This window comes from Microvirga alba, from assembly GCF_015694465.1.
In the GTDB taxonomy this organism is placed as follows: Bacteria; Pseudomonadota; Alphaproteobacteria; order Rhizobiales; family Beijerinckiaceae; genus Microvirga; species Microvirga alba.
In genome coordinates this window covers 129,560-142,768 of sequence record NZ_JADQDO010000002.1, presented here as the reverse complement: position 1 = coordinate 142,768, position 13,209 = coordinate 129,560, and the positions used below count along the sequence as shown (strand labels likewise).

Genomic DNA, 13,209 nt, shown 5'->3' with positions numbered 1-13,209 from the left:
GCTGGGATCCTACCGGGAGAAAGGAATTGATGGGTTAGGGTTCCGATTGTGTCGAAACCCGCGAGGCGGGGGCTGGAATGAAAACCGGAGCCACACGGCTTGCCCGCCGCACGACGCGGACCGCGCCGGGCCGGTAAAGCTGCTTCGTCGCTTCCACGATATGAAGCCCGGCGAAGGGCAGCGAGAACCCGATGCCGACCTGCTCCCATGCCTGGGCCGTCTGGAGCAGAAAGCGGTTGCGCAGGGGCGGCATGTAGAGCGTCTCCGCCCAGCCTTCCGGGGAAAACCAGGTCTGCCGCATCAGGCTTTTCAACTGGGAGCGGCTATAGGGCTGGCCGTAGCCGAAGGGTGTCGTGTCCATGCGCGCCCACAATCCGCGCCGGTTAGGGGCCACCATGATAATCCGGCCGCCGGGCGTGAGAATGCGCCAGATCTCGTGCAGAAGTTCGCTCGGGCTTTCCACCGTCTCAAGCGCGTGGACCAGGAGCACCCGGTCGATCGAGGCATCGGGAAGAGGCATCGTGAGGGGATCAACGAGCGCGGAGGCCGAAGCACCGGTGTTTGGCCAATGGATGACGCCCTGACTCGCGGGCATGAAGACGAGCGCTCGTTCACAGGCTTCCCGCACCGTCGCCATATAGGGTGGCGCATAGCCGAGACCCAGCACGCGCAGACCCGTCAGCGGCCCCCAGAAACGGCCGATGGCCCGCCCCACGAAGCGCTGGGTTATGCTCCCCAACGGGCTGGCATAGAAGCTGCGCAGGTCAGTGATGTCGATGCTCATGCCTTGTCCGTCCGGCGTGTGGTCCGGCCTGTCAAATATCGGCGCGATCGATCAAGATCTGGTTTCATCGCCGAACTGTCCCATGATAGCTCGTGAAGCATCAAGACAAGGTTTCCTGCATGCCCGCCCAGGTTCACGTTTTTCGCTGTCTCGACGACAATATCGGCGCTCTTGTCTACGACCCCAACACGGGGGCCTGCGCGGCGATCGACGCGCCGGAGGAGAAGCCGATTCTCGCTGCCCTGGCGCAAACCGGCTGGCGGCTCTCCGATATTCTCGTGACGCACCGCCATGGGGATCATGTCCAGGCGATCGAACCCTTGAAACGCCGCACGGGCTGCCGTGTCGTCGCGCCATGGAAGGCGCGGGACCACGTTCCCCTCGCCGACGCGCTGGTGCGTGAGGGCGATACGGTCCACGTGGGCGACCTGCAGGCCCATGTGTGGGAAACGCCGGGTCATTGCGCCGATCATGTCTCGTATTGGTTCGCGGCGGACCGGGATCTGTTCGCCGGCGACACGCTTTTCACGCTCGGATGCGGCCGGGTTCTGGAAGGCACCTATGCCGAACTATGGTCATCGCTGCAGCGTCTTGCGGCTCTGCCCGATGAAGCGCGGGTCTTCTGCGGCCACGACTACACTCTCTCCAATGCCCGCTTCGCGCTTGCCGCCGATCCGGACAACCAGGCCCTGAAAGCCCGCATGGCGGAGGCCGAAGCCGCAAAGGCGCAAGGCCGTTTCCTGGTGCCGACCACTATCGGCGCGGAGAAAGCGACCAACCCGTTCCTGCGCGCAGGGGAGCCCGCTTTGGCGAAAGCTGTTCATAAGGAGGGCGCGAAGCCGGTCGAGGTCTTCCAGGCCCTGCGCGAATGGAAGAACAGGTTCTGACGCAAAGGTTTTCATATCGCGCGATTTTTCCGAAGGACCGGAGCTCCCTTTTCGGATCCTGCTCCAGGGAACCCGTGACCAAGCCATGACCGATCACAATCTCATCCTCGGCCTTGAGAGCCGCCTTCTGAATGCGTGGCCCTCGTTCGATTATCAGGCCTATGACGGGTGGATCCTGCGGCTTGCGAACGGCTATTCAAAACGGGCCAATTCCGCGACGCCCTTTCTGGCTGGTGCAGCGCTCGACGAGGCGCTGCTCGATTACATGATCGCCCGCTTCATCGAGGCCAATGTGCGCCCGACTTTCCGCCTTAACGGGCTCGAAGCACCCGAGGTCGGCGGGCTTCTGGCCGAGCGGGGCTTCCAGGATATTGAGCCGACCTATGTTCTGGCGGCCCCTCTCGATGGCGACCACGATCCGGATGTCGAGGTTCTCCTCGAGCCCGAGGCCTCGAAGCATTGGGTGCGAGACGCGGCCCAATCGTACGGCGGCGACAAGGCGGATGACGCGACGCTTCTGGCAATCGTTTCGCGCATTCGCCAGAAGGCGGCTTTCGCGACGCTTCGCCTCGACGATCGGCCCGTCGCCTGGGGCCTTGGCGTGGTCGAGCGGGGTTATGTCGGTCTCTACGACATCGTCGTCTCACCGGACCTTCGCGGCATCGGCCTTGGGCGACGCATCGTCGGCAGCCTCATGGCCTGGGGACGTCGTGAGGGCGCGCATACCGCTTATCTGCAGGTGCGCGAGGAAAACGCAATCGCCCGTTCGCTGTACGGCACGTTCGGGTTCCGGCCCGCCTATCGCTACACGCACCGGGTTATGCCCCCGCGCTCTTAGAGACGTTTTGAGAATTGAGCCGCGCCATTCCGGGGCCGTGGCTTTTTCAAACGGACTCTTATTTTGGCGCAGAATCGGTTCCCGCTCCTGCGGAAAATGCTCTGGGCATCAGCGTCGCCACCAACGCGCCGAGCACGATCAGTCCGCAGGAGATCGCGAGCGTCGCGGACGGCTCGGCATAACCGGCGGCGACCAGAAGCAGGGTCGATAGAACCGGGGTTGCGTAGGACGCGACGCCGAGAAGCCGAATGTCGCCGCGCTTCATGCCAATATCCCAGACATAAAAGGCCGCGCCCACCGGCCCGATGCCGAGCGCCAGAAGCGCCAGCCATTGCGAGGTGGTTTCCGGCCAAACGGTCGTCTCGAACACCAAGTGGCAGAGGAGGCTCAGAAGCGAGGTCATGAGGCAGAAGCCGGCCACCGCATCCGTCGGCACCTCGCCGAAGCGTCGGGACAGAACGGAATAGGTCGCCCAAACGAAGGCGGCGATGAAGGCGCAGACATATCCGGGCACGTACTCGGCCCTCGCGTCGAGCGCACCACGTCCGGCGATCAGTACCGCGACGCCCGCAAATCCCAATAGCGCGCCCACCACATGCGCGCGCCGCAGATGCTCGCCCGGCAGCAGGGAGGAAAACAGCACGATCAGCAACGGCCAGAGATAGTTGAGAAGCCCCGCTTCCGCCGGCGGCGCCATGCGCAAAGCCGCGAAATAGAGGGCGTGATAGCCGAACAGACCGCCGAGGCCGAGCGCCCACACCATGGGCTTCTGATAGAGCGCTTTCAGTCCTTGCGGACGAACGATCCAACTCGTCATGCCGACGAGGCCGCCAACCAGGAAGGTCATCGCGGCAAGCTGGAACGGCGGGATTTTTCCGGTTGCCGCCGTGAGGACGGCAAGGAGAGACCAGAAAAGGACGGCGAAAAGGCCGATGGAAGTGGCGGTGCGTGTCGTCATGCCCCGCCACTAGCATGTCTTTCCGGTCGAAGCGAAGAAGCGCCGGATACTATCTTTCGGCTAAGTCATGTACTGGCCGCCATTCATGGTCAGGGTCGAACCGGTGACGAACCCGGCATCGTCAGCCGCCAGGAAGAGAACGCCGCGCGCGATCTCCTCGGCCTCGCCCAGACGGCCAACCGGGATCAGCGGCAGGACCTTCGTCTTGAGGATCTCCTCGGGCACCGCCTTGACCATCTCGGTGGCGATATAGCCCGGCGCGATGACGTTGACGGTGACCCCGCGACTGGCGTTTTCCTGCGCGAGCGCCTTCGCGAAGCCGATGACACCGGCCTTGGCCGCGGAATAATTAGCCTGCCCCATCTGGCCTTTCTGGCCGTTGATGGAGGAAATGATGATGATGCGCCCGAAGCCGCGCTCGCGCATTCCCTCGATCACGGGCCGGGTGCAGGTGAACATGGAATCGAGATTGGTGCGCATCACGGCGGACCATTGCTCGAAGGTCATGCGGTGGAAGGTGACGTCCCGCGTGATGCCCGCGTTGTTGACCAGGATGTCGATGGGTCCGAGTTCGGAAGCCACGGTCTTGATGCCCGCCTCGCAAGCAGCAGGGTCGGACACGTCGAATTTGTAGACCGGAATGCCAGTCTCGGCCTTGAATGCGTTCGCGGCTTCATCGTTGCCGCCATAATTCGCGGCGACCTTGTAACCCGCCTGCTTCAGGGCCGTCGAAATCGCGGCACCGATGCCGCGAGTGCCACCGGTGACCAATGCGACGCGCGCCATGTCGTTCTCCTTCCCAGGACCGTTCCCAAGCAGGTCTCTGCCGGACCCGTCTTGCTGTTGAGGCGGCTCGGATCGAGCCGCGCCGCCTTACAGCATAGCTTAGGACTCATTCACGGTCCTAGAAGGGGAGCGTCGCAACTTTAGAGCTATGCCGAGATGCTCGATTAGCGCTCGACGCACATCGCGATGCCCATGCCGCCGCCGATGCACAGCGTGGCAAGGCCCTTCTTGGCGTCGCGGCGGGCCATTTCGTGCAGGAGCGTGACGAGCACGCGTCCGCCGGACGCTCCGATCGGGTGGCCGATGGCGATGGCGCCGCCATTGACGTTCACGATGGCCGGATCCCAGCCCATATCCTTGTTGACCGCGATCGCCTGAGCCGCGAAGGCCTCGTTCGCCTCGACGAGGTCGAGGTCGGACACTTTCCAGCCAGCCTTCTCCAGCGCCTTGCGCGAAGAAGGAATCGGGCCCGTTCCCATCACCGCGGGGTCGACGCCGGACGTTGCCCAGGAGGCGATGCGGGCGAGCGGGGTCAGTCCGCGCCTCTTGGCCTCGGATTCCGTCATCAGAACGATGGCTGCCGCACCGTCATTGATGCCTGATGCGTTGCCGGCGGTAACCGTGCCGTCCTTCGAGAAGGCGGGCTTGAGTTTGGCGACCGCATCGAGCGTGGTGCCGGGGCGGATGTATTCGTCCTGATCCACGACGATGTCGCCTTTGCGGGAAGAGATCGTGACCGGCACGATTTCATCCTTGAAGCGGCCGGCCTTCTGCGCGGCCTCCGCCTTGTTCTGCGAGGCGACCGCGAAAAGATCCTGCTCCTCGCGGGTCAGTTGCCAGCGTTGAGCCACGTTCTCGGCGGTGGTGCCCATGTGATAGCCGTGGAAGGCGTCAATCAGGCCGTCCTTGAGCATGGTGTCGACGAGCTTGAAATCGCCCATCTTGGTGCCGCTGCGCATATAGGCTGCGTGCGGGGCCTGCGACATGGATTCCTGGCCGCCGGCGACGATGATGTTGGCGTCGCCATTGGCGATCTGTTGCAGGCCGATGGCGACCGTACGCAGACCCGAGCCGCAGAGCTGGTTCAGGCCCCAGGCGGTCTTTTCCTGCGGGACGCCGGCCGCCATAGCGGCCTGGCGGGCCGGGTTCTGCCCTTGCGCGGCGGTGAGGATCTGGCCGAGAATCACTTCGTCGACCTCGGCCGCGTCGACCTTGGCGCGCTCGAGTGCTGCCTTGATGGCGACCGCGCCGAGCTCATGGGCGGGGGTATTGGCGAAGGCTCCGTTGAACGAGCCGACGGGTGTGCGCGCCGCGCCGACGATGACGATGCTGTCTCGGGCCATTCCTGTCTCCTATGCTGGCATGCCGCATGTTTGAGCAGCCGATTGATGGTGCGATCAAAGCCCCGGATGATGGGAAGTCAAGCACACTATGGTCGGGGCTGGTCGACCGGGAGTGAGCATGTCTTAGACTTTTAGCGCTTTGATCGTGCAGTATTACGCCTATAATCTGGGCATATGGGCTCAACTCTCAAACCCCGAGAGGTGAGAAAAGCCGGAAGCGCTGGATTTTCCAGCTCAAACCAGGACCACGACGAGACCAAATGGCGACGGAAAAACAGCCGACGATCATCAAGAAATACGCCAATCGCCGTCTCTATCATACCGGCACATCGACCTACGTCACGCTGGAAGATCTCGCCGGCATGGTGCGTGAGGGCGAAGATTTCGTCGTCTTCGATGCGAAGTCGGGCGAGGAGATTACCCGCTCCGTCCTGACGCAGATCATCTTCGAGCAGGAGAACAAGGAGGGCCAAAACCTCCTTCCCGTGACCGTCTTGCGCCAGCTCATCCGCTTTTACGGCGACAGCCTGCAATCGCTGGTGCCAAGCTATCTCGAATTCTCCATGAACAACCTGTCCCAGGAGCAGCAGAAGCTGCGGGATCAGATGGCGCAGGCCTTCGGGCCGTCCGCCTTCCAGGCCATGGAAGAGCAGGTGCGCAAGAACATGAGCTTCTTCACCGAAGCCATGAGCATGTTCGCGCCATTCGCGCCGCAAATGCCGGTCGGTGCGCCGGACACAAAGGGACCGCAGGGTGAAGCCACGAGCGATCTCGAAACGCTGAAGCGCCAGATGGCGGACATGCAGGCCAAGCTCGACAAGCTTGCTCGTCAGTAAGGCCCTCCGATAATATTCGCGCTGATCAGGCTTTAGATTTTTTGTTGCGCATGATCCGGGCGAACAACCGGTTTCCACTTGTTCTGATCTAAAGCGCAAACCAATCGGCCTGTGGAATCTTCTGGCCCGAAAGGCGGATGATCGCATCGGCCGACAGATCCGCATCCGCGTTCAGATAAAGGACCGTCTCGCCGCTGACATGGGCGTAGCGGATCTGCCCCGGCCCGGTGAATGCTTCCGTTCCAACGAAGGTGAAGGCCTGGTTGCCGGGCAGCGTGACATCGGCATCGATGGCTGAGAGATCGAGCTTGTCCCATCCCGCTTGGAAATCGCGCACGAGGTCCGCGTTGCCGATGGTCCGGCCTGTCTCCCGCACGTCGCTCCAAACGAAGGTGTCGGCACCGGAGCCGCCGGTCAATTGATCGGCCCCCATGCCGCCTTTCAGCCGATCGTTGCCGGTGCCCCCGTTGAGCATGTCATTGCCGCCCTCGCCGAAGAGCTGATCGTCTCCCGATCCGCCAAGGAGTGTGTCGGCTCCGCCCTTCAAGGCCTGCTTGCCGGTATCGCCCCAGAGTTTGTCTTCGCCCGCGCCACCGAGGAGACGATCGTTTCCCGCGCCGCCGAACAGCGTGTCGAAGCCGCCTTCGCCCTTCATGACGTCGTTCCGGCCCAGGCCGCGCAGCACGTCGGAGGCATCTTGCCCAATGAGGCTGTCGCCCGAGAGCTTGAGACCGGCGATTCTCGTGTCAGGGTCTCCCAGCCAAGGATTTTCGCCAAGAACATCGGCAAGCGAAATGGTCTTGTCCTTGAAGACGAGCATGTTGCTGGCGTAATCCCCAGGCATCAGAAGCGAGTCAACTCCATCGGCTCCGGTGAGATCGCGAACCGTGGTCACCCCATCCTTGCCCACCGTGATCTGATAGTTCGCGCTGCGTCCGGAAAAGACCGCGCTCTCGACGCCCATCGATCCTCCAAACACCAGGACGTCGTCCCCCTTGCCTCCGGTGAGTTCATCCGGCTCACGCGTGGAGCCGATCAGATAATCGTCTCCCGCGCCTCCGGAGATGAACCATCCATACCAATAGCCGCCATAGATGCGGTCATTTCCATCTCCGCCGTTGAAGGCGTGAAAGAGCGGGGTGAAATAACCGGACAGGGTGGAGTCACGGTAGGTCTCGGGCAAGTAGACGACGTCATCCCCGCCGCGGGCATTGTATTGGGTCCCGGCATCATAGGTGCCTGCAACAACCGGCATCGTTCCGGGGACGGCGACCTCGCGAAAGGACACGAAATCGGAGCTATTTGAGAATAATCCGCTCAAGGTTCTATCCCTCGGCAAGCCGACACGTTGATTGGATAGATTGTTATACTGTGTCGATATGTGTCCTCAAGGGCCCAATCCTATGGGCGAAGCTTTACCTTAAGAACCGGAATTCGCCGTCACTCTCCGCCAGGCCGGCTGAGGGCTGACGATCGGCTCGACTTCGCCGAACGCAGCGCCTTGCAGGTAATCGACGCCCAAGCTCTGCAAGAGGCGGGCCGTGTCCTCGTCGTCCACCCATTCCGCCGCGGTCGCAATGCCGAGGTGATGGGCGAGATCGACCAATGTGCTGACGAAGAGTCGGTCGTCGGTCGAGCGCCTGAGGGACTGGATGAAGACGCCGTCGATCTTCAGGAGGTCGATCGGCAGGACTTGCAGATGCGTGCAGGTGGCGTGTCCGGTTCCGAACCCGCCGAGCGCGATGCCGATCCCGAGCGCCTTCATGGCATCGAGACGCCCGCGCGCCGCGGCGGCATCGAGCAAGGCCACCTCGGGGACTTCGATCAGAAGCCGCGACGCGATGCCGGGGCGCGCGCCGAGATGGGCGGCGAGCATGGTCAACCATTCCGCATCGTGCAGGGTCGCATCGGCAATCGGCAGCACGAGGCGCTCGCCCGGATGCCGGACGAGGTGATCCGCCGCAAGCTCCAGCATACGGCCGTCGATGAGCGCGGCGAGATTGGCCTCCGCCAGGGCCGGGATCGCATTGAGGGGGATCACGTCCCCGTCCGGACCAGCAATGGCGGCACAGGTCTGGAGCAGGGCCGGGTGACGCGAATGCGCATCCACCATCGGCCGGGAGGCCAGTACGAGCCGGCGATCATTGAGCGCGGCAATCAGGTCGTAGGGGGCCCGTTTCGATGCGGGTGAGGGAGTGCGAGGGTTCTTGCGGGCATCATGCAGGAAAGCCGCGTCGGCCCCGGACTGCGCCGTGTCCAGCGCCTGCTCCGCCGCGCGCAGCAAGGCCGTTGCCTCGAACGTCTGCTCAGGCCCGCAGGCCGCGCCGAGGCGCAAGTTGGGGTATGCGCCTAACAGCCCAGCGAGGCGTTTCATGGCGCTCTCGGCCTCTGCCAGGGGGCAGGATGTGAGCATGAGCGCGAAGCGGTTAGAGGTGAGAATCGCCACGTGATCGCGGCGACGCATCAGCGGACGCACTGCCCGTGCGATGTCCTCTCGCGATTCCGGTGCATCTTCGTCGAACGAGCCGACGATCAGGGTGCAGGTATGGGAGAACCGCAGCGCCTCGTTGATCTCGTCCTGTACACGCTCGAGGAGGGCCGAGCGCGCCCTGATCGTGGCAGGCAGGAGCTCCTTCGCACTCGCCTTCGGATCGATCCGGAGCAGGCCGCGTACGAAGGCGGGGCGTCCCTCCGCATCGGCCTGAAAGCGGCCCGCGTCCTGCACCATGGCCACGTGGTCGGGGCCGAATCGCAAGGCATAGCGGGTGTCGTAGCGGGGGCCGTCCTCCGGCTTCAGCGCCGCCCGGCGGTCGAGCCCGCTTCCAGGCTCCACCATCTGCGACAAGGCGTGGCCGGTCCGGGGTAGGGCGTGGGACGAAGGGCCGAACAGGTGGGCGGCGTTCGGCCCCCAGGTCAGGGTGTCCGTGGCGATGTCCCAGCAATAGGCGACGCCGCCAAGGGCGGTGAGGGACGATTGCGGGCCCGTGGGAGCCTGGCGCTTGCGTGGCGTCCGGGATGCGCCGGTAAAGATCCCCGCCCCGCCGTGCCGCTTCGTCACCATGAACTCACACCCTCGACATACGCATACATCGGGGCAGCAGGCGGCGGCGATGAAACGCTGCCCCCCCGAAAATACCTCTGAAAACAGGGTCTAGGATCGGGCCTGAAACTTAACGAATTGTAAAAAATCGAAACGGAAACTGGCCCGAGCGGCGCGGTCGGGGCATAAAAAAACCGGCGCTCAAGGCGCCGGTCTTTCTTGTCGCATGTAGCGATTTTTTACGCTTCAGCCTTCGCCTTCAGAACCTGACGGCCACGGTACATGCCGGACTTCAGGTCGATGTGGTGAGGGCGGCGCAGCTCGCCAGAATCCTTGTCCTCGATATAGGTCGGGGCCTGCAAGGCATCGGCGGAGCGACGCATTCCGCGCCGCGAGGGCGACGTTTTTCTTTTTGGAACGGCCATTTTTCGTCTCCGGTCAAACAGCGGAGCGCCCGCTCAAACCGGGAAACGCTCACATTCAAACTTGATAAGGTCCGGCCTCATACAAGGTCTTCAGGGAAATATCTAGTCCCCTTGCCCGTCTGCCGCTTAGTTCTTGAGGCAGTCGCTGAAAGGAGCTGCCCCTTCCATACGCGCCATGAGCCGTTCCGCCAAGACCCTATGACGGGCGCTCGGGCGGCTGGGGTTGCGCACCAGCGGGTTCGGCAGGGCCGTCGCGAGAAGGGCCGCCTCCCGCCGGGTGAGGTTGCGGGCGGGTTTGCGAAAATATTTCTGAGCCGCCGCCTCAGCCCCGAAGATTCCCTCGCCCCACTCGGCGACGTTGAGATAGGCCTCCATCATGCGCTGTTTCGACCAGATCAGGTCGAGATAGAGCGCGACGGGAAGCTCCAGGCCTTTGCGGAGATAGGACCGGCCGGGCCAGAGAAACAGGTTCTTGGCCGTCTGCATGGGGATGGTGGATGCGCCCCGTGAGGGTCCGTCCTCGTCGGCCGCCGCGACAACCTCCCGCAAAGCGTCCCAATCCACCCCGCCATGCTGGCAGAAGCGACTGTCTTCCGAGGTCAGGACGGCGAGCGGCAGGTGCGGTGATATGTTCTCAAGGTTCACGTAATCGCGTGAAACCGGCTGAAAGCTGATCCACCGGCCGAGCATCAGCGTCGAGACCGGAGGGACGACCCAGTACAATAGACCTAGCCAAATGACCGCCGACACCCATAAGAGAATAAGCCCCAGGCTGATCCGGACGAGGCGGCGGAGCGCACGAAGGGTTGCCGAAGGGCGCCTCAGCCGTCCCGGCCGCAGCGTCCATTCCGGCCGGGATTGTCCTTTCGCGCTCTCCTCGGACGGAGCGGACGCACCATCCGAATCCAGGCTCATCATGACGGCATCCACCAGCACTTTCACGGCACGGCTCACCGAAGCGGCCACATCTGTCGAGGCAAGTCTCGCGGACTTGCTAGCAGACAAAGCGCATCACGGCGAGATTGCGAGACCCGCCCGCCTCATGGCGGCCATGCGCTACGCTGCTTTGGGAGGAGGAAAGCGCCTGCGGCCCTTCCTGACCATCGAGGCGGCGCGCCTGTTCGGGCATGAGGGCGAAGGCCCCTTGCGGGTCGGGTGCGCCATCGAGCTTTTGCACTGCTATTCCCTGGTTCACGACGATCTGCCGTCCATGGACGATGACGACCTGCGCCGGGGCCGCCCGACCGTTCACAAGGCTTTTGATGAGGCGACGGCAATTCTCGTGGGCGATGCCCTGCAGACCCTTGCCTTTGAGGTGCTCGCCGATTCCGCCACCGATCTCGATCCGGCCATCCGGTCCGAACTGGTTCTCGGCCTCGCCTGCGCTTCCGGCCTTGGGGGCATGGTCGGCGGGCAGATGCTCGATCTGGCGGCGGAGGGGCGCTATGGGGCGGCCCATCTGACCGAGGCCGAGGTGCGGTTGCTGCAGATGATGAAGACCGGCGCGATCCTGACCTTTTCCGTCGAGGCCGGCGCGATCCTCGGCCGTGCCGATGCGGCGGCCTTGCGGAACCTCAAGGATTACGGGCGCGCGCTCGGCGCGGCATTCCAGGTGGCTGACGACATCCTCGACCGGGAATCCTCGGCGGAGGCGCTCGGCAAGCGCACCGGCAAGGATCAGGAGAAGGGCAAAGCCACCCTCGTCGATCTTCTCGGAATGGATGGCGCGCGGCGCGAATGCCGCCAACTCGTCGAGAAGGCCGAAGCCGCGCTTGAAGGTTTTGGTTCCGACGCGGAGACCCTGCGCGCGGCGGTGCGTTTCGTCGTGGAGCGGGAGATCTAGAGGTGGTCACGATCCGGCCTGCCGAGCGCGCCGACATTCCCTTCATCATGCAAACGGAGCGTCGCGAGGGCTTTGGCGATCTTGTCGGACGCTGGGAGCGTGACCAGCACGAAGGCGAATTCTCGAAACCGGCAAGCACCTATCTCATCGGCGAGAAGGATGGCGCGCCCAATGGATTCGCCATCTTGCGCGATCTCGACGATCCGTCGGGTAATGTCCTGTTGAAACGCGTTGCCGTGCACGAGCCGGGCGCTGGCTTCGGCAAGGCTTTCCTGCGGCTCGTCATGGCGAACGCGTTCAGCCGCGAGGGGACCCATCGTCTCTGGCTCGATGTGTTCGTTCACAACGAACGGGCACGGCACGTCTATCGCAGCGTCGGCTTTCAAGAAGACGGGTTTTTGCGTGAGGCTTATGCGTGGCCCGATGGTCGGCGGGTCTCGCAGGTGCTGATGTCGATCCTGCGGCCGGAATGGTTGTCAGGCTTGGCGATCACGCATTGACTGATCGCCGGCCTTTGGCCCAGCGCGGCGGTGTCATCTCGCTCACGATCACGCCGGCGACGATCAGGCCTGCGCCGATGAGGGCGGCGGCAACCATGCGCTCGCCCGCGTACCAGCCGACGATTCCGGCCCAGACCGGCTCGCCGGCATAGATCACGGTTGCCCGTGTGGGCGAAACCGTCTTCTGCGCCCAATTCATCGCAAGCTGGATGCCGGCGCTGGCGATGCCGAGGCCGACGGCGCTGAAGACCAGCAGCCATGAGAAGGTCGGCACGGATTCTCCCAAAGGAGCCATCCAACCGAGGGCCAGCAGCGAGGTGGTGGCGAGTTGCACCACCGTGACACGACGGACATCGACGCGACCGGCATAGCCGCCGATCAGGATGATCTCGGCCGCGATGGCGATGGCGCTGAGAAGTGTCAGCAATTCTCCGATGCCGAGCCCGATCGACGTTCCCTCAGGACCTGCGAGCAGGATCAAGCCGGCGAAGGCCAGAGCGATGCCGAGCCACGACATGAAACGCGGCGGCCGGCGCAGAACGAGCCATTGCAGCAGGGGAACGATGGGCACGTAAAGCGCTGTGATGAAGGCGGATTTGCTGCTCGGGATGGTCTGGAGCCCGTAGGTCTGGAGCGTGTAGCCTAGGAAAATGGCAATGCCGATCAGGACGCCGGCCTTGAACTCGGCAAAGGTCATGCCGCGCAGCACCGGGGCGGCGATGACCGCCATGATCAGGGCCGCACTGCCGAAGCGCAGGCCGACGAAGAACAGCGGTCCGCTCACGGCGAGCGCGTTCTGAACGATCAGGAAGGTCGCGCCCCAGATCATCGTGACGCCGATCAGCACGGCCTCGCTTCGGCTGAAGTAGAAACGGGCCTTGGGGGCAGGGGCGGCAACGGTCACGTTTGGTCCTCACAGGGGTTGCCCGTTCGGTTACGGGCAATATCCCAGACGGTCAAGGCGACCCC

Annotated in this window: 14 protein-coding genes; 5 read left to right on the top strand and 9 right to left on the bottom strand. The window is 63.6% G+C overall.

Going from position 1 to position 13,209, the window contains the following annotated elements; all coding sequences use genetic code 11:
• Nucleotides 1–34: 34 nt before the first annotated feature.
• Nucleotides 35–784: a class I SAM-dependent methyltransferase gene (locus tag I2H38_RS05010; protein WP_196270734.1), complete on the bottom strand. Its 750-nt coding sequence runs from the start codon at nucleotides 782–784 to the stop codon at nucleotides 35–37.
• Nucleotides 785–903: 119 nt separating this feature from the next.
• Between I2H38_RS05010 and gloB the strand changes: the two genes are divergently transcribed.
• Nucleotides 904–1,671 (top strand): hydroxyacylglutathione hydrolase, encoded by a 768-nt coding sequence (gene gloB, locus I2H38_RS05005; protein ID WP_196270733.1) that lies wholly within the window; start codon nucleotides 904–906, stop codon nucleotides 1,669–1,671.
• Nucleotides 1,672–1,756: 85 nt separating this feature from the next.
• A complete protein-coding gene (locus I2H38_RS05000) occupies nucleotides 1,757–2,509 on the top strand; it encodes a GNAT family N-acetyltransferase (RefSeq protein ID WP_196270732.1) in 753 nt (250 codons plus the stop codon).
• A 58-nt stretch (nucleotides 2,510–2,567) separates the two neighbouring features.
• Here the strand turns inward: I2H38_RS05000 and yddG are convergent, their stop codons facing one another.
• The 3 genes from yddG to I2H38_RS04985 all read right to left on the bottom strand — a co-directional run bounded on the left by yddG (nucleotide 2,568) and on the right by I2H38_RS04985 (nucleotide 5,596).
• On the bottom strand, nucleotides 2,568–3,467 hold the full coding sequence (gene yddG / locus I2H38_RS04995) for an aromatic amino acid exporter YddG (protein ID WP_196270731.1): 900 nt from the start codon (nucleotides 3,465–3,467) through the stop codon (nucleotides 2,568–2,570).
• Nucleotides 3,468–3,527: 60 nt separating this feature from the next.
• Nucleotides 3,528–4,253, bottom strand: a complete 726-nt coding sequence (gene phbB / locus I2H38_RS04990; RefSeq protein WP_196270730.1) for an acetoacetyl-CoA reductase — start codon at nucleotides 4,251–4,253, stop codon at nucleotides 3,528–3,530.
• Nucleotides 4,254–4,417: 164 nt separating this feature from the next.
• Complete coding sequence (locus I2H38_RS04985; RefSeq protein ID WP_196270729.1) at nucleotides 4,418–5,596, bottom strand: acetyl-CoA C-acetyltransferase; 1,179 nt, start codon at nucleotides 5,594–5,596, stop codon at nucleotides 4,418–4,420.
• Nucleotides 5,597–5,856: 260 nt separating this feature from the next.
• Between I2H38_RS04985 and phaR the strand changes: the two genes are divergently transcribed.
• A complete protein-coding gene (phaR, locus tag I2H38_RS04980) occupies nucleotides 5,857–6,432 on the top strand; it encodes a polyhydroxyalkanoate synthesis repressor PhaR (protein WP_196270728.1) in 576 nt (191 codons plus the stop codon).
• An 88-nt stretch (nucleotides 6,433–6,520) separates the two neighbouring features.
• Here the strand turns inward: phaR and I2H38_RS04975 are convergent, their stop codons facing one another.
• From I2H38_RS04975 to mtgA, 4 genes are all read right to left on the bottom strand, one after another.
• Nucleotides 6,521–7,753, bottom strand: a complete 1,233-nt coding sequence (locus I2H38_RS04975) for a calcium-binding protein (protein WP_196270727.1) — start codon at nucleotides 7,751–7,753, stop codon at nucleotides 6,521–6,523.
• Nucleotides 7,754–7,852: 99 nt separating this feature from the next.
• A complete protein-coding gene (locus I2H38_RS04970) occupies nucleotides 7,853–9,493 on the bottom strand; it encodes an EAL domain-containing protein (protein WP_196270726.1) in 1,641 nt (546 codons plus the stop codon).
• Between the two features lie 218 nt (nucleotides 9,494–9,711).
• Complete coding sequence (gene rpmF, locus I2H38_RS04965) at nucleotides 9,712–9,897, bottom strand: 50S ribosomal protein L32 (RefSeq protein ID WP_196270725.1); 186 nt, start codon at nucleotides 9,895–9,897, stop codon at nucleotides 9,712–9,714.
• A gap of 126 nt (nucleotides 9,898–10,023) precedes the next feature.
• Entirely contained in the window at nucleotides 10,024–10,812 is a 789-nt protein-coding gene (mtgA, locus tag I2H38_RS04960) for a monofunctional biosynthetic peptidoglycan transglycosylase (RefSeq protein WP_196271316.1), read from the bottom strand.
• Between the two features lies 1 nt (nucleotide 10,813).
• Between mtgA and I2H38_RS04955 the strand changes: the two genes are divergently transcribed.
• Together I2H38_RS04955 and I2H38_RS04950 are read left to right on the top strand one after the other, a co-directional pair.
• On the top strand, nucleotides 10,814–11,740 hold the full coding sequence (locus tag I2H38_RS04955; protein ID WP_196270724.1) for a polyprenyl synthetase family protein: 927 nt from the start codon (nucleotides 10,814–10,816) through the stop codon (nucleotides 11,738–11,740).
• A gap of 2 nt (nucleotides 11,741–11,742) precedes the next feature.
• Nucleotides 11,743–12,240: a GNAT family N-acetyltransferase gene (locus tag I2H38_RS04950; RefSeq protein WP_196270723.1), complete on the top strand. Its 498-nt coding sequence runs from the start codon at nucleotides 11,743–11,745 to the stop codon at nucleotides 12,238–12,240.
• On the opposite strand, the gene I2H38_RS04945 is transcribed toward I2H38_RS04950, so the two are convergent.
• Nucleotides 12,230–13,144, bottom strand: coding sequence for a DMT family transporter (locus tag I2H38_RS04945; protein ID WP_324617348.1), 915 nt, complete (start codon nucleotides 13,142–13,144; stop codon nucleotides 12,230–12,232). The two genes, I2H38_RS04950 and I2H38_RS04945, sit on opposite strands and share 11 nt — an antisense overlap.
• Nucleotides 13,145–13,209 lie beyond the last annotated feature (65 nt).